Raw genomic sequence first — 20,919 nt, 5'->3', positions numbered from 1 at the left:
CCACCGCCTTCTTAACGTTGACGCGCTGCTCCTACAGATCGACCAGATGATGCGCCCGCTTCTTGAGGGTAGAAGACGATATGGGCGAATAATACACTCTCTCCTCGGTGACGACGATAGACTTCGGGTCCTCCTCGCCGATCGTCTCCACGATACGGTTTTTCCGGGCCTGCGCCACGAACTGCCGCGACAGCTTCGAGGACTGCTCGATCGAGATGTCGAAGATCGCGACCAGCTGCGAGGTCCGGACGATTTTCTCCCCGCCCAGATGAATGTACATATTGAGCCCCTCCACATTCCCTGCCTTAGGGCAGCACGGTACCGCCGCGTACATGATAAATGGCGGCATCCTTGAGCCGGCCCATGTTAACGCTCTCCAGTCCCGTCGTCGTAATGAACGTCTGCACGCGGTTCTGGAACGTCTCGATGAGCTGCGTCTGCCGCTCCTGATCAAGCTCGGACAAGACGTCGTCGAGGAGAAGCAGCGGGTACTCCCCGATCTCCTCGCGCATCAGCTCCAGCTCCGCCAGCTTCAGCGACAGCGCCGCCGTCCGCTGCTGGCCCTGGGAGCCGTACGTCTGGACGTCCCGGCCGTTAATGGCAAACGCCAAATCGTCCCGATGCGGACCGATGAGCGTCGTGCCGCGGCGGAATTCCTGTTCCTTGCCTTGTGATAACTTTAACATAAATTGTTGCAATAAAGAAGATTGTTCTTGGGACGAGGTCCCTTCCTCCGCGGAGAGAGAGGGCTTGTAGACGACGGTCAGCGACTCCTTGCCGCCGGTGATGCCGGCATGGATCTTGTCCGCCCAGCCTTGCAGCTTATAAATAAAGTTTTGCCTTCTCTGCATCATTTTAACACCCGATGCCGCCAATTGTTCGTTCCACACCTCAAGCATCTCGGCGGAGGCCCTGGCGGCGTCCGTCGACTTGAGGTAATTATTGCGCTGCTGAAGAATGCGCTGGTACTGCAAGGAGTCGTACAGATAGGCGGGATGCACCTGGCCGATCTCCATATCCATGAAGCGGCGCCGGATCCCCGGCGCGCCTTTGACGATGTCGAGGTCCTCGGGGGCGAACAGCACGACGTTGACCGTGCCGACGAAGGCGCTGAGCTTGCGCTGCTCGAGTCCGTTGATCTTGGCCTTCTTGCCCTGCGCGGACAGTTGCAACTCCAAGGTGATCTTGCCGAGCTTGCGCTCGATCTCGGCTTCGATGCGGGCGGACGTCTCGTTCCAGCCGATGAGCTCGCGGTCCTTGGAGGTGCGGTGCGACTTGGTCAAGGCGAGTACGTGTATCGCTTCGAGCAGGTTCGTCTTGCCCTGGGCATTGGGGCCGATGATGATGTTGACGCCTGCGGCCGTCGCAAGCGACAGCTCGCTGAAGTTGCGATAGCCATGCAGTTCGATCTTGTTCAGCTGCATGCGGGACTTCCTCTCTGGTCTGTCCGGCGGCGAACGTCCGATGCGCGCCGCGCTGCGCAGACTACTGGCGTGTGCGTACGACGAAGCTGCCGGAGCCCGCCACCTCGATCACGTCGCCGGGACGCAGCTTGCGGCCGCGTCTGTTTTCCGGTTCGCCGTTGACTTTAACTTCGTTTTCCTGCAAAAAAGGCTTCACTTCGCCGCCCGAGCCGATACAATCGCCCAACTTAAGCAGCTGTTGCAATTGGATATATTCGGTCGTAATCTCGATTTCCTTCATCGTTGGCGCCTCAATTCGTCGTCCGGTAAGGGAGGATGAGATGCAGACTGTTGTCGTGGTCGCGCGGCTTGAAGATGATCGGGCTCATGGCGCCGTTGAAGCCCATGTACAGTTGCTCGCTATCCACGACCTTTAGCACGTCGAGCATATATTTGGAGTTGAAGGCGATGCGCAGGGGCTCGCCTGTGAGATCCGTGGCGTCCAGATGCTCCTGTACGCGTCCGAGCTCCGAGGAGCTGGAGTTAATCTCGATACTGCCGTCTTCCGTCGTCAGCAGGCGCACGATGTTCGTCTTTTCTTCGCGCGAGAGCAGGTAAGCCCGGTCGATCGCTTCGCTAAGCGATTTTGTGTTGAGGACGAGTTCTGTTTTGAACTGGCTCGGAATAATCTTGGAAGTATCGGGATAAGCGCCGTCGAGCATGCGGGAAAAGAAGAGCACTTCACCGAGCTTGAACAGCACCTGATTGTCGGCGACGACGATATCGACGAGGGTATTCTGGTCGGGAATGATCTTTGACAGCTCGTTCAGCGTTTTGCCGGAAATGACGACGCCCGAGAACTTCAATTCCGAATCGGCGTCGATATTGGTCTTGCAGGTGGCTAAGCGGTGACGGTCGGTCGCCACGAATTTAAGGACGCCATCCTGCAGGTTCCAGAGCACCCCGGTTAGAATCGGCGTCGATTCGTTGGTCGTGACGGCGAATACCGTCTGCCGGATCATCGAGCGAAGCAGGTCGCCGGGAATGGAGAATACGCGGTCTTCTTCTAATATCGGCAGCACGGGGAACTCCTCCGGATCGAGCCCGACGAGCTGGATCTCGGTTGCGCCCGAATGAATGAGCGTCTGAAAGCGATCGCCGACCTCGAGGTTCACTTCCTCATGCGGCAGCTTCTTGACGATCTCGACGAAGAACTTAGCCGGGAGCACGACGCTGCCAGGGCGCTCGACCTTGACGACCGTCTTGCTCGCCGATTCGAGCGGGATGTAGTGCTGAATGGAAATATCGGTATCGCTGGCCGTCAGCGTGACGCCGCGATCGCTCACGTCGATCTTAATGCCGCTCAAGATCGGAATCGTGCTGCGTGCGGATACCGCCTTAGATACGTTTTGTACCGCTTCGTTTAACTCCGTGCGCAATATCGTCAATTTCAACGGGATCACCTCGTCTGTTCGCCTTATAGTATGGTCTTTAAAAGATAGTCGTAGTAGTAGGGGCCCTGAATATGTGGATAAGCCCAAAAAAGCCGAGAACGACAACCTATCCACATGTGTATGAGTTGTGCATAGGTTTTTTCGTTATTCACGTTTAAAATGCATCGCTTTGTCCACAAGTGGATATCGGATATCGAGCTTCAGCTCAGGTTCTTAATCTTCTCCGTCAGGTTGCCGACGATCTTGTACAGCTCCGCGTCGACCTTCAACTGCTGCGTGATCTTCTCGTGCGCGTGGATGACCGTCGTATGGTCTCGCCCGCCGAAGTTGTCCCCGATCTTGGGCAGCGAATAGTCCGTCAGCTCGCGGGACAGATACATGGCGATCTGCCGCGGGAAGGCGACGGCCTTGGTCCGTTTGCGCGCCTTGAAGTCCTCGAGCTTAAGTCCGTAGAATTCGCCCACGCGCTGCTGGATATCCTGTATGGTGATGAGCCGGTTGCGGCCGCTCGGCAGGATGTCCTTGAGCGCTTCGGCGGCCAGGTGCGTGGTGACGTCTTGATTCGTCAACGACGAATAAGCCACGATCCGGATCAGGGCGCCCTCGAGCTCCCGGATGTTCGAATCGATCATGTTGGCAATGTACACCATCGCTTCGTTCGGAATGTCCAGATTCTCCGCCTTCGCCTTCTTGCGGAGGATCGCGATGCGCGTCTCCAGGTCCGGCGGCTGGATGTCCGTGATCAGGCCCCACTCGAAGCGGGAGCGCAGACGCTCCTCCAGCGTCGGAATCTCCTTGGGCGTGCGGTCGCTGGAGATGATGATCTGCTTGCTCTCTTCGTGCAGCGCGTTGAACGTATGGAAGAACTCCTCTTGCGTGCCGTCCTTGCCGGCGAGGAACTGGATATCGTCGATCAGCAGCACGTCGATATTGCGGTACTTGTTGCGGAAGCTCTCGCCCCGGTTGTCTCTGATCGCGTTGATAAATTCGTTGGTGAATTTCTCCGACGATATGTAGAGGACCTTGGAAGACGGGTTGTGTTCCAAAATATAATGGCCGATCGCATGCATCAAGTGGGTCTTGCCCAGTCCTACGCCGCCATAGAGGAAGAGCGGGTTGTATGCCTTGGCGGGCGCTTCCGCCACCGCGAGAGACGCAGCATGTGCGAAGCGGTTGCCGGCGCCGATGACGAACGTGTCGAAGGTATATTTGGGATTGAGCATATGTCCGACCGGTTCCTCGGGCCCCGCGTTCTTGACGACGGGTACGGAGGGGAATGGCGCCGGCGGTTCCGGCGGCCGGAACTCCTCGATCGCGAACCGTACTTCTACGGGATGGTCCAGATAATCAGCCAACGTCGAAGAGACGAGTTTCTTGTACCTATTCTCCAGCCATTCCGCCGCAAAGGTGGTGGGAGCGGTTACAACCACTGTCTCGTCGTTAATAAAATTTGCTTTGGTGGCTTTGAACCACGTATCGTAACTCGGTTTGCTTAATTTTGTCTGGATGACCGACAAGACCTGCAACCAGATCTCGTTCGTACGGCTGTCCACATGGAGTCACTCCTTTAACCCGTCAGGCGGACAAGAGGGAGGCGGCGATGTCGAAGGATGTCCTTTGCAACAGTTATCCACACAATTCCTCTTTATTCTTTAGCGAGATGTCCATAAGAAGGGATTTTGTTCACAGATTTATGCACAGGGTGTTGATAAGAAGAGGTTTAAAAGCCGTTATCCACGTCGAATGGGTGAACTTATCATAGCAGATGAACCCGCTGAATTCAACGGAATTCGCCCTGTTATCCACAATTTCAATAACTTGTGGATGGATTCTGTGCACAACACAAGATATTGTTGATATTCTGTGCGAAGATTCGACAAAAAGGGTAATGAGTCTTTTTTCTCTCTGTTTTTATGCACATGTGAATATCTTCCGAATCTGCGCGGCCTTGACTGGATTGACTTCCGGGCGTTCATATGGTTTAATAAATGGACATATGAGTTCTTTTCGTAAGGAGGTATCAAGAAGTGGGACCGACATTTAAGCCGAACGTTAACAAGCGGAAGAAGGTACACGGATTCCGCAGCCGGATGAGCACGAAGAACGGACGCAAAGTTCTCGCCGCTCGCCGTCAAAAGGGCCGCAAAGTATTGTCCGCATAAGGATAAAGACCACGTGAGGTGGTCTTTTTTCATGTATATGGGAATAAATGAATGGACGGAACGGAATCCATGTCCGGCGATGAGGGATGAGGATGGAAAGAAAACTGAGGCTGCGCAACAAGGAAGATTTCAGCCGTATATATAGAAGCGGAAAATCGTTCGCGAACTCTCAGTTCGTCGTTTACTGGCGCCGCAAGCCGGATCCCGGGCTGTACCGGCTCGGCATCTCGGTGAGCAGCAAGCTGGGAGGCGCCGTCGTGCGCAACCGGATGCGGCGGATGCTCAAGGAGATCGTCCGGCACAACGGATCGCGTATCGTCGAAGGCACCGATATGATCCTGATCGTGCGGAAGCCCGCGCTCTCTCTTCCTTATATAGAGATGGAGCGTAGCGTGCTTCACGTGCTCCGCAAGGCCGGTCTGACCAAGGGTTCTACGCCGCCCCCGCCGCAGGAGAGAAAGCCCTTCAGGGCGGGTCCCGGCGGAGGCAGGCCGAGGACGCAAAACGGCGCCCCGCGCGCTTTCCATTGCCAATAATCTTATGGTATAGTTGACTTGTGTTTTGGGCTTTGAATGAGACGGCTCAATCCCCGTAAAGTCCCGTTTTGGCTACGAAGTCACGGCCCCGCCCCGCGGGGTTATTTTAGAGGGGAGTTTTGAGGTTTGTTGTTGCGCAATCGCAAATTCTGGATGGTCTCCGGTCTCCTGGTCTCCTTGATGGTATTCCTGTCCGGATGTACGCCGCCCACCACAAGGAAGACGACGCAAGATCTCGCCGATAGCGGAGGCTGGTGGGACAGCAACGTCGTGTATTGGTTCTCGCTGATGCTGGACAAGTTCGCCGAGTGGTTCAACGGCGAGTACGGTCTGGCGATTCTTCTGCTCGTGATTATCGTGCGGACGATTATTCTGCCGCTCATGATCAAGCAGTACAAGAGCACGAAGGCGATGCAGAAGCTGCAGCCTCAGATGAAGGAGATCCGCGAGAAGCACAAGGACGACACGCGCAAGCAGCAGGAAGAGATGATGAAGCTCTACCAGGAGCATCAGGTCAACCCGCTTGCAGGATGTTTCCCGCTGATCATACAGATGCCGATTTTTATCGCGCTGTACCGTGCGATTACCGTCAATTCCAACGTATACGATCATACATTCCTGTGGCTCCAGCTGGGTCAGCCGGACAAGTTCTACGTTCTCCCCGTTATCGCCGCGCTGACGACCTTCGTTCAATCGAAGATGATGCAGTCCCAGCAGCCGCAGCAGATGGGCGCGATGAAGGGATTGATGCTCATCTTCCCGGTGCTCATCTTCGTGATGGCGCTCTCGTTCCCGGCCGCGCTGCCGCTGTACTGGATCTACAGTAACATCTACACGATCACGCAGAACTATTTCATGTATGGACGCAAAGCCGAGCCGCAAGGCAACGGCAAGGAGGCCATCGCAGATGAAAAAGGTCGAAGCAACAGGAAAGTCGGTGGAGGAAGCGGTAAGAAAAAGCCTCGTCACTCTCGGGGTAAGTGAAGACCGCGTTAAAGTGACCGTGCTCGAACAGCCCAGCAAGGGACTGTTCGGGCTGATCGGCGCCAAGGAAGCCCGCGTGCAGGTAGAACTGCTGCCGGACGGCGTCGATCACGCGGTTGCTTTTCTCCAGGAAGTGACCGACGCCATGCATTCGACCGTGGAGATCGAACGGGACGCCGGTTCCGACGAAGTCCGGATCAACTTGACAGGCGCGAACCTGGGCATGCTGATCGGACGCAGAGGGCAGACGCTGGACGCGCTCCAGTACTTGGCCAATATCGTCGCGAACCGTCACTCCGACCGTCATGTGCGCATCACGCTCGATGCCGAGCAGTTCCGGCAGCGGCGCAGAGAGACGCTGGAATCCCTGTCCGAGCGAATGGCGCTTCGCGCCGCGAAGACGAGGAAGGACATCGTACTCGAGCCGATGAGCGCATCCGAACGGAAGATCATCCATGCCAAGCTACAAGGCTATCCGAACGTTCGTACCTACAGTCAAGGCGATGAACCGAACCGCTGCGTCGTCATTGCTATCAAGTGAATGAATGTTTAAGCGCAATGGCTTGCAGATGCAAGCGGACCATTGCGTTTTTTGTTTATGGCAGTTCATGGCGAATATATGAGCTTAGCGCTAAATGAGGGAACGATATGAATGAAGATACGATAGCTGCGGTGGCGACTGCGCTTGGAGAAGGCAGTATCGCCGTCGTTCGCGTGAGTGGTGCGGAGGCTGTAGCAAGGGTTGCGCCGCTGTTTAAGTCGCGCGAGGACCTGCGCCAGGTACCGACGCATACCGTGCATTACGGATGGATCCAAGATCCTGACAGCGGGAGCGTGCTCGATGAAGTGCTGGTCACCGTGATGAAGGGACCTCGCTCGTTCACTGCGGAGGACGTCGTCGAGATCAGTACGCACGGGGGAATCGTCGCCGTACAGTCTGTTCTCGAGCTGCTGCTGCGCAGCGGCATTCGCATGGCGGAGCCCGGGGAGTTCACCAAGCGGGCGTTCCTGAACGGCCGGATCGATCTGGCACAGGCGGAGGCGGTCATCGACTTGATTCGATCGAAGTCGTCCAAGGCCTTCCAGGTGGCGCGCAAGCAAGCGGAGGGTGCGCTGTCGAAGCGCCTCGTACCGCTGAAGGAACAGTTGATCGAGCTGCTCGCGCACGTCGAGGTGAATATCGACTACCCGGAGCATGATGTCGCCGAAGTGACGGCAGGCGTGATTCGGGACAACTGCATAGCGGTGCTTCGTCAGGTGGATACGCTCCTGCAGACGGCCGCGGAGGGCAAGATCCTCCGGGAGGGCATCGTGACGGCCATCGTCGGACGCCCCAATGCGGGCAAGTCTTCGCTCTTGAACGCGCTGGTGAAGGAGAATCGGGCGATCGTGACCGACATCCCCGGTACGACGCGGGATATCGTCGAAGAGTCTGTCACGCTGTCGGGCATACCGCTGCGGCTGCTCGATACGGCCGGCATCCGGGAGACGGAGGACGTCGTCGAGCGGATCGGCGTAGAGCGGTCGCGTGGCGCGTTGGGCGACGCGGATCTAATCCTGCTCGTGGTCAGCCGCAGCGAGGCGCTGCACGAGGAAGAGCGGCGTCTACTGGACGAGCTGAGAGACCGTCCGACGATCGTCGTCTTGAACAAATCCGATCTGGCGCCCCGCCTGGAAGAGGCAGAGGTACGCACGCTCTATCCGGCGGAACGTATCGTCTCTCTATCGGCCAAGGAAGGCTTCGGCATGGAGGAGCTCGAACGAGCGGTGTCCAAGCTGTTCCTGAGCGGGGGCATCGAATCGGCGGATGCCACGTACGTTAGCAACGTTCGGCATATATCGCTCCTGCATGCGGCGGCCCGTTCTCTGCGTGATGCGATCGACGGTGCGGATCAGGGATTGCCTGTCGATCTGATCCAGATCGACATCGCGGCCGCGTGGGAGTCGCTGGGCGAGATCGTGGGCGACACGGCTTCCGAATCGCTGCTCGATCAGATATTTTCTAAATTCTGCTTGGGAAAATAAATATTTACAAATTAAAAAAGGGGTGTATCCACAGTGGGATATATAGCAGGCGAGTACGACGTCATCGTCGTCGGCGCCGGGCATGCAGGCGTGGAGGCTGCGCTGTCTGCCGCACGGATGGGCTGCGAGACGCTGCTGCTCACGATTAACCTAGATATGATCGCCTTTATGCCTTGCAATCCATCGGTAGGCGGACCGGCGAAGGGACATGTCGTTCGCGAGATCGATGCGCTCGGTGGTGAGATGGGGCGTAACATCGATAAGACCTTTATCCAGATGCGGATGCTGAATACGGGCAAGGGTCCCGCTGTTCATGCGCTCCGCGCGCAAGCTGACAAGTTCCTGTACCAAAATGCGATGAAGGAGACCATCGAGCGGGAGGAAAAGCTGACGCTTCGCCAAGGCATGGCGGAAGAGCTCATCGTTGAAGACGGCGTATGTAGAGGCGTTGTGACGAAGACTGGGGCGGAATACCGGTCCAAGACCGTCGTCATCACGACCGGCACCTACTTGCGAGGCAAGGTTATTATGGGCGAGCTCATGTACGAGAGCGGTCCGAACAATCAGCAGCCGTCGGTGAGATTGTCCGAGTCGCTGCGCGAGCACGGCTTGAAGCTCGTGCGGTTCAAGACGGGCACGCCGCCGCGCGTGCATAAGGATACCATCGACTTCTCGAAGACGGAGATTCAGCCCGGCGACGATAAGCCCAAGTACTTTTCCTTCGAGACGGAGTATTCGGAACGCGCGAACGAGCAGCTGCCATGCTGGCTGACTTATACCTCCGAGGATACTCATAAGATCATCAATGACAATCTGCATCGCGCGCCAATGTTCTCCGGCGTGATCGAGGGGACTGGTCCGCGTTATTGTCCTTCGATCGAGGACAAGATCGTTCGTTTCGCCGACAAGCCCAAGCATCAGATCTTCCTGGAGCCCGAGGGTGCCAACACCAAGGAATACTACGTTCAAGGATTATCGACGAGCATGCCGGAGGACGTGCAGCTGCAGATCCTTCGCTCGATCCCCGGTCTCGAGCAGGTAGAGATGATGCGAACGGGTTATGCCATCGAGTATGATGCGGTCGTGCCGACGCAACTATGGCCGTCTCTGGAGACGAAGGTCATCTCCGGCTTGTTCACCGCCGGTCAGATCAATGGAACCTCGGGCTATGAAGAGGCCGCGGGTCAAGGCATCATGGCGGGCATTAATGCCGCACGCAAGGCGCAGAACCTGGAGCCTGTCATCATTGAGCGCTCGCAGGGTTATATCGGCGTCATGATCGATGACCTGGTGACCAAAGGCACGAACGAGCCTTACCGTCTGTTGACTTCGCGCGCCGAATACCGGCTTCTGCTCCGCCACGACAATGCGGATCTGCGCCTCACGCCGCTCGGCAAGGAGATTGGTCTGATCTCCGACGAACGTTTCGCGATGTTCACGGAAAAGAAGCAGAAGGTGGAGGCTGAGCTCGCGAGGCTGAAGGAGGTCCGGATCCGTCCAGACGAGCAGACGCAGGAATTGCTGGCTTCGATCGAATCGGCTCCGCTCCAGAACACGGTAGACGGCGTCACGTTGCTTCGGCGCCCCGAAGTGACATACACGCATATCGAGCGCTTATCGCCTTCTTCCGAGGCTCTATCCGAGGACATGAAGGAGCAGGTTGAGATACAGGTCAAGTACACCGGCTATATCGAGAAGCAACTGGCCCAAGTCGAGAAGCTAGCGAAGATGGAGAAGAAAAGAATCCCGGAAGATATCGACTACGGTGCGGTACACGGGCTGGCTACCGAGGCCAAGCAAAAGCTTGCTCAGATCAGGCCGCTCAACATCGGCCAAGCATCGCGGATTTCCGGCGTCACGCCTGCCGACCTTTCGATCCTCCTCGTTCACTTGGAGCATTACAACCGCGTGACGGCGGCCAGGAGCAGCTAATGGCAGACGAATTGCAGCGTTGGTTCCGCGACCGCATCCTGGAAGACTTTAGCTTGCAGCTGAACGAAGCTCAGCTTGGCCAGTATGAGACTTACTATCGCTTACTGATCGAGTGGAACGAGAAGATGAACCTGACCGGCATCACGGAACGCGAGGCGGTTTACGAGAAGCATTTTTATGATTCGTTGACGCTGGCTTTGATCCCGGCAGCCAAACAGGCACTCAGAATGGCGGATATTGGGGCGGGAGCAGGTTTCCCGTCCATTCCCTTTAAGATTGCATTCCCTGCGATCCAGGTTACGATCGTCGATTCTCTCGCCAAGCGCATCCGTTTTTTGCAGACGGTCGTCGATGAACTGGGGCTTGAAGCGGTTACGCTTGTTCACGGCAGGGCTGAGGATATTGCCCGAGTACCTGCACATCGCGACAGCTACGACTTGGTTACCGCTAGAGCTGTAGCGCGGTTGGCGGGGCTGAACGAGCTTTGTCTTCCCTTCGTTAAGCCGGGTGCGCGTTTTGTTTCTATGAAAGGCTCCGACAACGCCCTTGAACTCCAGGAGAGCAACAAAAGCATGCGATTGCTAAGCGCCAAGTTGGATTATACAAGAGAGCTTCAACTACCGCTGGAACAATCGGAACGTCAGCTCATCGTGATCGAGAAGCTGGGAAGAACGCCCAAAGAATATCCTCGCAAGGCAGGAATTCCTTTAAAGCAGCCGCTGTTATAAATCCATGTTCCACGTGAAACAAATTTGCCACATTTTTCTGTTTCACGTGGAACAAAAGGCCTTCAAACCGAGGAAACTCTTTTCAAGAGCAGGATTCAGGCGTACAATAGAGAATATAAATAGTATTGCAAAATCGTCGTGCCGCATATGCGCCTCGGAGGCGTGAAATGGCGGCGCTTTTTTCGTCACTTTATACTTATGGCATGGTTTATCCCCTGCCTATTCGCCATGTGTGCGGCTTGCCGCAGTAACGCTCTCGCGGAGCTTCGTGTTTTTGATCAGCAAAACTCCTGTCGAATAATCCGTAATAGTTGCGGAATTAGAACATCCAATCTTAATAAATCTATGAATCTATCCATGCTAGCCATAGGTAGGTTAAGCAGTATCCGGTACGTCATTACTGATGAACGTGGTGGGATGGAAGACATGAGAGAACCGTTATCTCGCTTGTTCGGCCTGTCCGAACGGAGCGGCCAGGAAGAAGTTCGGCAGATTGCCGTAGTGGATATCGTCCCGAGCCCCTATCAGCCCAGGTCCGTCTTCGATGACGACCGGATCGACGAGCTATGTCAGACGATCAAGACGCTAGGCATCATACAGCCGATCGTGGTGCGCGTACGGGACGGCAAGTACGAGCTCATAGCGGGAGAACGCCGTTGGCGCGCGGTCACGAAGCTGGGCATGGAACATATTCCTGCTATCGTACGAGATATCAATGACTCTCAAGCGGCTTCCATGGCGCTTATTGAAAATCTGCAGCGCGAAGGCCTGACATCGATCGAGGAAGCCGTCGCCTATCAGAAGCTTATCGATCTTCATCAGTTGACGCAGGAGAGTCTTGCTCAGCGCCTGGGCAAGAGTCAATCGACCATTGCCAATAAGATTCGTCTTCTTCAACTCGGAGAGACGGTGAAGCTGGCGCTTATGGAACGCAAAATCACGGAGCGTCATGCACGAGCCATGCTCGCGCTGCCTAATGAAGAAGCACAAGACAAGCTGCTTCAGGAAATCATCGAAAAAGAGCTCAATGTAAAGCAGACAGAGACGCGCGTTGCATTTCTGCTTGAAGCGAGCAAACCGGCCAAGGCTCGGCGCGTTTCTTTTTCCAAAGACATAAGGCTCGCCATCAACACGATACGGCAGTCAGTTGATATGGTGACGGGTTCCGGCATACCGATCAAGTCCAGCGAACGCGAGTTGGAGGATCATATCGAGATCGTTATCACGATACCGAAGAAAAACAACAGCAATCCAAGCTAGTTGGGAAGGCATGTAATCCAGCAAGTTAGGCGGCTGACGATGAGGTGAACGGGTTGTCCAAAATTATTGCCATTGCCAATCAAAAGGGCGGAGTCGGCAAGACGACAACTGCAGTCAACCTTGGCGCTTGTCTGTCTACGTTGGGACGTAAAGTTCTAATCGTGGACATCGACGCACAAGGCAACACGACTAGCGGTGTCGGCATCAATAAAGCCGATGTGGAATATTGCATCTATGATATCTTAATCAACGAGATCCACCCTAAACAGGCGATTGTGGATACGGCTCTGCCGAATCTGAAGCTCATTCCCGCGACGATCCAGCTCGCGGGTGCCGAGATCGAGCTGGTGCCGACCATCTCCCGCGAGGTTCGCCTGAAGAAGGCGCTCGCGATGGTTCGCAATGAATTCGACTATATTCTGATCGACTGCCCGCCGTCGCTGGGCATTTTGACGATCAATTCGTTAACAGCCTCGGACTCGGTTATCATCCCGATACAGTGCGAGTACTATGCGCTTGAAGGCTTGAGTCAACTGCTCAATACGATACGCTTGGTGCAGAAGCATCTGAACACCTCGCTTCAGATCGAGGGCGTTCTGCTCACGATGTTCGACGCGCGTACGAACTTGGGTATTCAAGTCATTGAAGAAGTGAAAAAGTATTTTCAACAGAAGGTCTATCAAACGGTGATTCCGCGCAATGTACGTCTCAGCGAGGCGCCTTCGCACGGTCAATCCATCATCACGTACGATCCGAGATCCAAAGGGGCCGAGGTTTACCTCGAACTGGCGAAGGAAGTGATTACGTATGAGCAAGCGGCTAGGTAAAGGGCTCGACGCTCTCATCACGTCTCTCTCTATTAAGGAAGACGATAAGATCGTAGAAATTCCATTGGCGCAGCTTCGCGCGAATCCCTATCAACCTCGCAAGACATTCGAAGAAGAAGCGATCAAGGAATTGGCCGAGTCGATCCGCGAGCACGGCGTCATCCAGCCGATCATCGTTCGAACGGCGCTCCGTGGTTTTGAGATTATCGCGGGCGAACGGAGATTCAGAGCCTCTCAACTGCTCGGGAATCCGACGATACCGGCGGTAGTTCGTGCTTATAGCGACCAGCAGGTCATGGAGATTGCGCTTATCGAGAATGTGCAGCGCGAGGACCTCAACGCGATTGAAGTGGCCATTGCCTATCACTCGATCATGAATCAATTCGCGCTGACACAAGAAGAACTCTCATTGAAGGTTGGCAAATCCCGTTCACATATTGCCAACTTCCTGCGGTTGCTTGCACTGCCGGAGGAAATTAAAGAACATGTTTCACGTGGAACATTGTCGATGGGACACGCGCGAGCTTTGGCTGGAATTAAGGAAGACGCCAAACGCAAGGAGCTTGCCAAGCAGACGCTGGACAACAACTGGAGCGTACGCGAGCTTGAAAACGCGGTCCAACAAATCGATGCCGTCATAAAAGGTAAACCTGCAAAAGCGAAAACGAAAAAGCGAGACCCTTATATCGAAGAAATCGAAGAGACGTTGCGGGAAAGATTCCAAACGACGGTACGCATCAAACCCAACAAAGAAAAGGGTCGCATCGAGCTGGCTTACTTTAGCAAAGGGGATCTGGAGCGTCTGCTCGAAATCCTGCAAGCGATCAAAGCATAAGATCTGCCATCCACGACCCGGGACCGGGGCGGAAGCGGAGAATAAGACGGCTTCGCGCTTGGAACGTCAAGAGCGAGGTCGTTTTTCGTATAAACTGGCGCAGGTGGTATGATGGTGAAGTCGAAGGCGGAAGCGAGGGGATTGTCGATGAAGGAAAAGCCAGTGATCTATCTAGACAATGCAGCGACCTCCTGGCCGAAGCCTCCCGGCGTGCTGGAAGCGATGGAGCGGACGATGCGGGAAGCGGCGGCCAATCCGGGGCGCGGCAGCCATGAGATGGCCGTGAAGGCGAGCAGAGTGCTGTTCGAGGGACGCAAAGCGCTATCCCGGCTATTCAGGATCGCGAACCCGAACGATATTGCCTTTATGCTGAATACGACGCATGCTCTCAATCAAGCGATCCAGGGGTTGTTAGAGCCTGGCGATCATGTGGTCACGACGGCCATGGAGCACAATTCGGTGCGAAGGCCGCTGGAGGCATTAAGGCGCAAGCTGGGTATAAAAATCACCTATCTGCCCGTTGGCGCAGACGGGGTGTTGAATCCTAACGACGTGAAAAAGGCCATATTGCCGGAAACGAAGCTCGTGGCCGTCACGCACAGTTCCAACCTTCTCGGAACGATCACGCCGGTGGGAGATATCGGGAATGTTACAAGAATGGCAGGCATACCGTTGCTGGTCGATGCTGCACAAAGCGCGGGCGTGCTGGAGATCGATGTAGAAGGCATGAATATCGATCTGCTCGCGTTTCCGGGTCACAAGGGGCTCATGGGTCCGCAGGGAACCGGGGGACTCTACATCCGGCCTGAACTGGAACTGGAGCCTCTTATGCACGGCGGCACCGGAAGCCGCTCAGAATCGCCTGAGCAGCCCTCTACGAGGCCGGACCGGTATGAGGCGGGCACGCCTAACACAACGGGTATAGCGGGCCTTACGGCGGGCGTGAAGTTCGTTCTGGGCGAGACGGTGGGGCGCATCCATGAGAAAGAGTTGCAGCTGACGCGAGAGCTGATGGCTGGTCTAAAAGAGATTCCGGGCTTGCGCATCCTCGGTCCGGGTCCTGAGCAGGAACGGACGGCAATCGTCGCCTTTACGTTAGAAGGGATCGATCCCTCGGAGACGGCCTTCTTGCTGGATCGTCAATACGGCATCGCCGTCCGTTCCGGCTTCCACTGCACGCCGCTTGGACATGAGAGTGCAGGCACGACGGAGACCGGAGCCGTGCGGGCGAGCCCGGGATATTTTACGGAGCGATCGGATATTGTATCTTTGATCAAGGCCGTGCAGGAGATCGGAGAGACGCTGCGGACATAGCGTCAGAGAATGGCGGACGGCGGGGCCTGCTAGGGGTCCTTCCGATCCGGGAGAGCGGAGGAGCTATCGAACGTGAACGGAATGGACGAGGATACAAGCTTAGCGGCGCTCGGAGGCGCCGGCGTACTGATATTCATCTTGCTAATATGGGTCATCGTACTAAGCGTGAAGCTGTCGCGATTGGCCAGGGCTCAGCGACGCATGATCGGCGAGACCGGCGTACCGAAGCTAGAGGATGTGCTGACGAAGGTTCACGAGAATCTGGCCGGGGTTGAGGCCAAGCAAGCCGATCAGGATGCGAGGCTCGCCGCACAAGGAAAACGCCTCGCCGCGCTCAAGGGGCGCGTAGGCGTTCACCGGTTTAATGCTTTTGCGGACCAAGGCGGCGAGATCAGCTTCGCGGTCGCGATCGTCAACGAGGAACAGGACGGCGTGGTTCTCACGGGCATCCACAGCCGCGAGCAGACCTTCCTATACGCCAAGCCGCTGTCGCAAGGGAATTCGAACTATCCGCTGACGCCGGAGGAAAAGGCCGCGATCAATCAGGCAGCGCATAAGGAATAGAGGCGCCGCGAATATTGCGTATGGCTGTGGAGATGCAGCCGGCGATAATATCGGCCATCTTCACGACCAGATTCAGCCTTGTATTCTGCAGTACGAAGTATTCCATGAATCCGCCTACGTTCACGATGCCCGTCATATGGATGTCGCCGACCGGAGGCAGATCCTTGTTCACGCCTGCGCCGGGACGCACGGGACCCGAGGCCAGATGAATGCATCCGACGCTGGCGACTTGTCCGAGGCATGCGTCGATTGCGATAACGTAAGGCTGCTTGGAATTGCGCATGATCTTGTAGAGCGTCTCGCTCAGGTTCATCGCATGCACGGGTTCGTCCAACGTGCCGTACAGATCGAACAAGCCCTGCGCATGCCTCGCGAGCGTCGTTCCTACGAGGGGGCCGAGCGCGTCTCCGGTCGATCTGTCGGTGCCGACGCAGACGACCACGATCTGCCGGTCGGAGGGAAGGTGAAGCAGCTCACGCGTGAGCCGCTCGGACAGCCGCTGCATGACGGCAGGTTCGTTATAGGGTATTTTCAAAGAGAGCGCGGTGGCTTCCGCCGCATAGCCGGCCCTTTTATCCCAAGCGCCATTCATTCGTCCGCTTCGCCTCCTCCGTGGAATAGTAGTAGTATATGGACGAGAGGGACAATTTATACTTGTTCGGCGCCATGCTAGCAATCGATGCAAGAAGAGGGAGAGCCTATGGATCCATTGCTAATCGCATTCGACTCGACGCAGCAGGCCCTTCGGGCCGAGATGCTGCTGGAATACGCCGAGGTAGAGATCGATATCCGTCCTACGCCCAAGGAGATTACCGCGGGCTGCGCGCTGTCGATCGAATTCCCGCAGGAGGCGCTCGATCAGGTCAGACGGATTATTCTCGATGAGAGAGTGGAGATCCGTGGCCTTTTCAAGCCGTCGGGCACAGGTTACGAACAACTGGACTAGAGGGGTGATGGCAGAATGGCCGGATATCCGCGCACCTATTTATTGCAAGATGCCGGGGAGACCATTGAAAAGAAATTGACCTTGTGGCAGCAGTTTCTGGACGATGTCTGGAGTTCGCTGAGCGATACCCACATGTGGATGGGCGTGCTAAAGGTCGTGCTGCGAATCTTGGTTATCCTCATCGCGAGCAGGATCATCCGCATCGTCGTCAACCGGGTTGTGGATAACTTCATGAATCCCCGCGCATCCAAGCGGCTCAAACTTAGGACAAGAAGGGTGCAGACGGTTGGCAAGCTGCTGAAGAACGCGGCGACCTATATCATCAACTTTATCGTTCTCTTGCTCGTTCTTAACGAATTCAATATTAATCTAGCGCCGCTGCTCGCCGGTGCGGGCGTGATCGGACTGGCGATCGGCTTTGGCGCCCAGAGTCTGGTCAAGGACGTGATCACCGGGTTCTTTGTAATTCTGGAGGATCACTTCTCGGTAGGCGACGTCATCGAGGTCGGGGGCAAGTTCAAAGGAACGGTGGAGATGATCGGTCTTCGCGCCACGCGGATCCGCAGCTGGACGGGCGAAGTGTACATCCTGCCCAACGGCAATATCTCGGACGTCACGAACTATTCGGTCAACAACGCGCTGGCCGTCGTTGACGTATCGGTGCCTGCCACGGAGAACCTGGATCATATGGTCGAAGTGGTCAAGGGCGTAGCCGCGAAGTTCGAAGATACGAACATCGTGGGGAAGGCGGAATATCTCGGCATACAGTCGATGAACGCGAGCGACGTCATCCTGCGTCTGGCGGTACTCAGCCGGCCCAACACGCAGGCGGTCGTGTCCAGACATCTGAACGCGGAGGTCAAAAAGGCGTTCGAGGCCGCGGGCAATCCGCGTTATTATTCGATGGAGGCCATGGAGAGGGCGGGGAGTTAGGATGGAGAGGAAGGAATTCGGACTCGGGGATATCGTGCAGATGAAGAAGCCGCATCCCTGCGGCGCCAACGAGATGGAGATCATCCGGATGGGGATGGACATCCGGATCAAGTGCGTCAAATGCAAGCACAGCATCCTGCTGCCCCGCGCGAAGTTCGAAAAAAGCATGAAAAAGATGCTGCAGGCCGCGCCTAGAGAGGAATCCGGGTCGTCCGAAGAAAGAGCCGAATAACCTCAAAATTCCGGTGAAAACAGGCTTGCAACTTGTCCAGAATTGTGATACGATATTCCTTGCTGCGGAGAGGTACCCAAGTGGTCCAAGGGGGTTGACTCGAAATCATCTAGGCGTCGCAAGGCGTGCGTGGGTTCGAATCCCACCCTCTCCGCCATACATAAGCCATCAAGCGGTTCCTCGCGGAGCCGCTTTTTTTGTTGCCCCGAGACAGACATGACGAAAGACCCCTTGCGGGGTCCTCCGGGCGACGTTAATCGAAGCTGGACTTCCATGTCGTACTTGACGTTGCCGGTTCATCCCGGCGCTTCGGCACTTGAAGGCTCGCTAACGCGATAACGTGTATTGCAAGACCATGTCTGCGACACAACCCCTCGCTTCCTACTCCGTCTTCGACGTTCCTCCTGCGGGTTGTTGCCTGCAAAGGTTCAACGGAACCACACCTCTCTGTTCGTCGCCGGTAAATAGAATGTCCTGCTTCCGGGAGGTCTATACGCGCCCGTTCAGAACTGTTTTACTTTTTTCCACTTGCGGTCCTCGTTCGTCGTCTGCGGGAACTTCTCGCCCTTCTCCAGGGTTACGTGCTGCGGGTTTTCGATGTTCATGTGAAAAGAGTCCTCGCCGACTTCCATGTACTCGCCGTTGTTCGGCGCCTTGTCGCCCGGATTGAATTCGGTTCTTTCGCCCATCGTGATCACCTCCGGTGCTTAGTGTGACGGGAAAAACCTTGCGGTATGCGGCCGAATGTGATAAATTATTCAGGTATGCGTTAAAAAGGCATACTCCTTGCTCCTCAGCCGTGGACAGGTTCCGCGGTATCGAAGTGGGGGGCCAAAGACCAAAAGGAGGTAACGAAGATGCGCAACTACGAGTTGATGTACATCATTCGTCCGGACGTGGACCAAGAGTCCGTTCAAGCTGTCACGGAGAAATTCCAGGGCATCATCGCGAACGGCGGCGAACTCACGAAGCACGAGGTACAAGGCAAGAAGCGCCTCGCTTATGAGATCAACAAGCACCGCGACGGGACGTATGTGCTGGTTCACTTCACGGCCGAGCCGGCTGTGGTCACCGAACTGGAACGCGTACTCAAGATTACGGACGAAGTCATTCGTCACATCGTCGTACGCGATGTCGCTTAAGGCAGTCGCTTAAGTCAGCACAGCACGCAATACCCGGCGGTTAACGCCGTTCAAGTCGTCACTCGCAGGAGGGGACCGAAGATGTTGAACCGTGTTATTCTGATCGGACGCTTAACCAAAGATCCCGAGCTTCGCTACACGCCTGCGGGCGTGGCCGTGGCCCAATTCACGCTGGCTGTAGACCGCCCGTTCTCCCGCGATTCCGGCGGGGGCGAACGCGAACGCGAGGCGGACTTCATTCCGGTCGTGACTTGGCGCCAGCTGGCCGAGACGTGCGCGAACTACCTTCGGAAGGGCCGTCTGGCCGCCGTCGAGGGGCGCATCCAGGTGCGCAACTACGAGAACAACGAAGGTCGCCGCGTCTACGTCACCGAAGTCATCGCCGACAATGTACGCTTCCTTGAATCGCCGAACCGCGAGGGCGGCGGATCGCAAGGACGCGACGAATTCGGCGGAGGCGGCGGAGGCAACAGCGGCGGAGGATATGGAGGCGGCGGCGGCAGCTACGGCGGAGGCAACTCCGGCGGCGGTCGCAGTTCCGGATCAAAGGGCGGAAACAATTCATCGGATCCATTCGCCGACGACGGCAAGCCGATCGACATATCGGACGATGATCTGCCATTCTAAGACAGGGAAGGACGGTACTATAAATGAGCGAACAACAAGCACCAGCCGCTCGTGAAGAGCGCACCTATACGCCCCGCGAGAACCGCGGACCCGGCGGCGGAGGCGGCGACCGCGAACAACGCGAGCCCCGCAAGTTCCGTCGCGGACGCAACAAGCGCCGCAAAGTTTGCTACTTCACGGTTAACAAGATTACGCACGTCGACTACAAGGATCTGGACCTGCTCCGCAAGTTCATCTCCGAGCGCGGCAAGATTCTGCCTCGCCGCGTGACCGGCACGAAGGCGAAGTACCAACGTCTGCTGACGGTCGCGATCAAGCGCTCCCGCCAGATGGCGCTGCTGCCTTACACGACCGACTGAGTCGGCGTTCACATCCGAACCCCTTTGCTCCGCTTGTCGGAACAAGGGGGTTCTTTTCTGCGGGTAGCGGGATAAGTCTCTGTATTGTAGGGTGGAAGCAAGAGGCAGCGCTCTCTCTATTCGCCTTGGTGCCTCTTCGAGCCCCGTGTTATAATGGATTCGGATTCGATTAGAATCGCGCTAGAGGAGAGGAACAAATGAATATCGCGTTTTTCCTCCTGCCGAAGCAGGAGGTTGTATGCCTGCCTTCGAACGCCACGCTGCGTCAGACGCTGGAGCGGATGGAGCGCCACCGTTATACGGCAGTGCCGGTGCTAAGCGAGGACGGGAAGTACGTCGGGACCGTTACGGAAGGCGACCTGTTGTGGTATCTCAAGAATCGAGAAGCGCTATCATTCGAGCAGACCGCTCGTATTCCTTTATCCGAAGTGCCCCTGCAAACGACGAACAAGCCGGTCCAGATCGACGCCAACATGGAGGACCTGGTCTCGCTCGCCAAGGGCCAGAACTTCGTCCCCGTCGTGGACGATACGCAGACGTTCATCGGCATCGTGAGGCGCAGCGACATCATCGACTATTGCGCCGGCTCGCTGTTCGATCATGGAGCGGATGAAAAGAAGATAAAACGGAAAGCTTAAGAGGTGGAAAAGGTTGGC

Annotated in this window: 26 protein-coding genes and 1 tRNA gene; 20 read left to right on the top strand and 7 right to left on the bottom strand. The window is 56.2% G+C overall.

Annotated elements, in window-relative coordinates:
* Positions 1-31 precede the first annotated feature (31 nt).
* From remB to dnaA, 5 genes are all read right to left on the bottom strand, one after another.
* Positions 32-280 (bottom strand): extracellular matrix regulator RemB, encoded by a 249-nt coding sequence (gene remB, locus PQG80_RS10160; RefSeq protein WP_090116868.1) that lies wholly within the window; start codon positions 278-280, stop codon positions 32-34.
* A 25-nt stretch (positions 281-305) separates the two neighbouring features.
* A complete protein-coding gene (gene recF, locus PQG80_RS10155) occupies positions 306-1,424 on the bottom strand; it encodes a DNA replication/repair protein RecF (RefSeq protein ID WP_271751183.1) in 1,119 nt (372 codons plus the stop codon).
* A 61-nt stretch (positions 1,425-1,485) separates the two neighbouring features.
* Positions 1,486-1,704 (bottom strand): S4 domain-containing protein YaaA, encoded by a 219-nt coding sequence (gene yaaA / locus PQG80_RS10150; RefSeq protein WP_271751181.1) that lies wholly within the window; start codon positions 1,702-1,704, stop codon positions 1,486-1,488.
* A gap of 10 nt (positions 1,705-1,714) precedes the next feature.
* On the bottom strand, positions 1,715-2,857 hold the full coding sequence (gene dnaN, locus PQG80_RS10145) for a DNA polymerase III subunit beta (protein WP_271751180.1): 1,143 nt from the start codon (positions 2,855-2,857) through the stop codon (positions 1,715-1,717).
* 200 nt (positions 2,858-3,057) lie between these two features.
* Positions 3,058-4,410: a chromosomal replication initiator protein DnaA gene (gene dnaA / locus PQG80_RS10140; protein WP_271751179.1), complete on the bottom strand. Its 1,353-nt coding sequence runs from the start codon at positions 4,408-4,410 to the stop codon at positions 3,058-3,060.
* 474 nt (positions 4,411-4,884) lie between these two features.
* Here dnaA and rpmH point away from each other — a divergent pair, with 474 nt between their 5' ends.
* From rpmH to PQG80_RS10080, 12 genes are all read left to right on the top strand, one after another.
* The gene (rpmH, locus tag PQG80_RS10135) at positions 4,885-5,019 is read left to right on the top strand and encodes a 50S ribosomal protein L34 (RefSeq protein ID WP_271751178.1); all 135 of its coding nucleotides are present in this window, start codon (positions 4,885-4,887) and stop codon (positions 5,017-5,019) included.
* A 92-nt stretch (positions 5,020-5,111) separates the two neighbouring features.
* Positions 5,112-5,555 (top strand): ribonuclease P protein component, encoded by a 444-nt coding sequence (gene rnpA, locus PQG80_RS10130; protein WP_334219816.1) that lies wholly within the window; start codon positions 5,112-5,114, stop codon positions 5,553-5,555.
* 153 nt (positions 5,556-5,708) lie between these two features.
* On the top strand, positions 5,709-6,539 hold the full coding sequence (locus PQG80_RS10125; protein ID WP_432432743.1) for a YidC/Oxa1 family membrane protein insertase: 831 nt from the start codon (positions 5,709-5,711) through the stop codon (positions 6,537-6,539).
* A complete protein-coding gene (gene jag / locus PQG80_RS10120; protein ID WP_271751176.1) occupies positions 6,463-7,080 on the top strand; it encodes an RNA-binding cell elongation regulator Jag/EloR in 618 nt (205 codons plus the stop codon). The genes PQG80_RS10125 and jag overlap by 77 nt, the downstream gene beginning before the upstream one ends.
* A 107-nt stretch (positions 7,081-7,187) precedes the next feature.
* Entirely contained in the window at positions 7,188-8,564 is a 1,377-nt protein-coding gene (gene mnmE, locus PQG80_RS10115; protein WP_271751175.1) for a tRNA uridine-5-carboxymethylaminomethyl(34) synthesis GTPase MnmE, read from the top strand.
* A gap of 33 nt (positions 8,565-8,597) precedes the next feature.
* Positions 8,598-10,496, top strand: coding sequence for a tRNA uridine-5-carboxymethylaminomethyl(34) synthesis enzyme MnmG (mnmG, locus tag PQG80_RS10110; RefSeq protein ID WP_271751174.1), 1,899 nt, complete (start codon positions 8,598-8,600; stop codon positions 10,494-10,496).
* Positions 10,496-11,224 (top strand): 16S rRNA (guanine(527)-N(7))-methyltransferase RsmG, encoded by a 729-nt coding sequence (rsmG, locus tag PQG80_RS10105; protein WP_271751173.1) that lies wholly within the window; start codon positions 10,496-10,498, stop codon positions 11,222-11,224. The genes mnmG and rsmG overlap by 1 nt, the downstream gene beginning before the upstream one ends.
* A 426-nt stretch (positions 11,225-11,650) precedes the next feature.
* The gene (gene noc, locus PQG80_RS10100) at positions 11,651-12,484 is read left to right on the top strand and encodes a nucleoid occlusion protein (protein WP_271751200.1); all 834 of its coding nucleotides are present in this window, start codon (positions 11,651-11,653) and stop codon (positions 12,482-12,484) included.
* Positions 12,485-12,537: 53 nt separating this feature from the next.
* Positions 12,538-13,311 (top strand): ParA family protein, encoded by a 774-nt coding sequence (locus PQG80_RS10095; RefSeq protein WP_090116856.1) that lies wholly within the window; start codon positions 12,538-12,540, stop codon positions 13,309-13,311.
* Positions 13,292-14,146: a ParB/RepB/Spo0J family partition protein gene (locus tag PQG80_RS10090; RefSeq protein WP_271751170.1), complete on the top strand. Its 855-nt coding sequence runs from the start codon at positions 13,292-13,294 to the stop codon at positions 14,144-14,146. Before PQG80_RS10095 ends, PQG80_RS10090 begins: the two co-directional genes overlap by 20 nt.
* A gap of 147 nt (positions 14,147-14,293) precedes the next feature.
* A complete protein-coding gene (locus PQG80_RS10085) occupies positions 14,294-15,460 on the top strand; it encodes an aminotransferase class V-fold PLP-dependent enzyme (protein ID WP_271751168.1) in 1,167 nt (388 codons plus the stop codon).
* Positions 15,461-15,541: 81 nt separating this feature from the next.
* Complete coding sequence (locus PQG80_RS10080; RefSeq protein ID WP_271751199.1) at positions 15,542-16,024, top strand: DUF4446 family protein; 483 nt, start codon at positions 15,542-15,544, stop codon at positions 16,022-16,024.
* On the opposite strand, the gene yyaC is transcribed toward PQG80_RS10080, so the two are convergent.
* Positions 15,999-16,616: a spore protease YyaC gene (gene yyaC / locus PQG80_RS10075; protein WP_432432741.1), complete on the bottom strand. Its 618-nt coding sequence runs from the start codon at positions 16,614-16,616 to the stop codon at positions 15,999-16,001. The two genes, PQG80_RS10080 and yyaC, sit on opposite strands and share 26 nt — an antisense overlap.
* Before the next feature lie 108 nt (positions 16,617-16,724).
* Between yyaC and PQG80_RS10070 the strand changes: the two genes are divergently transcribed.
* From PQG80_RS10070 to PQG80_RS10055, 4 genes are all read left to right on the top strand, one after another.
* Positions 16,725-16,970 carry a putative Se/S carrier protein gene (locus tag PQG80_RS10070; RefSeq protein ID WP_271751166.1) on the top strand — a complete coding sequence of 82 codons (246 nt, stop codon included), beginning with the start codon at positions 16,725-16,727 and terminating at the stop codon, positions 16,968-16,970.
* Between the two features lie 15 nt (positions 16,971-16,985).
* On the top strand, positions 16,986-17,903 hold the full coding sequence (locus PQG80_RS10065; RefSeq protein WP_271751165.1) for a mechanosensitive ion channel family protein: 918 nt from the start codon (positions 16,986-16,988) through the stop codon (positions 17,901-17,903).
* Between the two features lies 1 nt (position 17,904).
* The gene (locus PQG80_RS10060) at positions 17,905-18,135 is read left to right on the top strand and encodes a DUF951 domain-containing protein (RefSeq protein WP_271751164.1); all 231 of its coding nucleotides are present in this window, start codon (positions 17,905-17,907) and stop codon (positions 18,133-18,135) included.
* A 66-nt stretch (positions 18,136-18,201) separates the two neighbouring features.
* Positions 18,202-18,292, top strand: a tRNA-Ser gene (locus tag PQG80_RS10055).
* 346 nt (positions 18,293-18,638) lie between these two features.
* Here PQG80_RS10055 and PQG80_RS10050 read toward each other — a convergent pair.
* Positions 18,639-18,824 carry a YjzC family protein gene (locus tag PQG80_RS10050; protein WP_271751163.1) on the bottom strand — a complete coding sequence of 62 codons (186 nt, stop codon included), beginning with the start codon at positions 18,822-18,824 and terminating at the stop codon, positions 18,639-18,641.
* 168 nt (positions 18,825-18,992) lie between these two features.
* Between PQG80_RS10050 and rpsF the strand changes: the two genes are divergently transcribed.
* The 4 genes from rpsF (at position 18,993) to PQG80_RS10030 (ending at position 20,901) form a co-directional block, all read left to right on the top strand.
* Positions 18,993-19,277: a 30S ribosomal protein S6 gene (gene rpsF, locus PQG80_RS10045; RefSeq protein ID WP_271751162.1), complete on the top strand. Its 285-nt coding sequence runs from the start codon at positions 18,993-18,995 to the stop codon at positions 19,275-19,277.
* Between the two features lie 81 nt (positions 19,278-19,358).
* A complete protein-coding gene (ssb, locus tag PQG80_RS10040; RefSeq protein WP_271751161.1) occupies positions 19,359-19,904 on the top strand; it encodes a single-stranded DNA-binding protein in 546 nt (181 codons plus the stop codon).
* Positions 19,905-19,927: 23 nt separating this feature from the next.
* A complete protein-coding gene (gene rpsR, locus PQG80_RS10035; protein ID WP_271751160.1) occupies positions 19,928-20,263 on the top strand; it encodes a 30S ribosomal protein S18 in 336 nt (111 codons plus the stop codon).
* A 197-nt stretch (positions 20,264-20,460) separates the two neighbouring features.
* Positions 20,461-20,901 (top strand): CBS domain-containing protein, encoded by a 441-nt coding sequence (locus tag PQG80_RS10030; RefSeq protein ID WP_271751159.1) that lies wholly within the window; start codon positions 20,461-20,463, stop codon positions 20,899-20,901.
* Positions 20,902-20,919 lie beyond the last annotated feature (18 nt).

The organism is Cohnella rhizoplanae (assembly GCF_948329515.1).
Classification (GTDB): Bacteria; Bacillota; Bacilli; order Paenibacillales; family Paenibacillaceae; genus Cohnella; species Cohnella rhizoplanae.
Note: the sequence above shows the minus strand (reverse complement) of the source record. Positions and strands in the feature narration are given on the sequence as shown.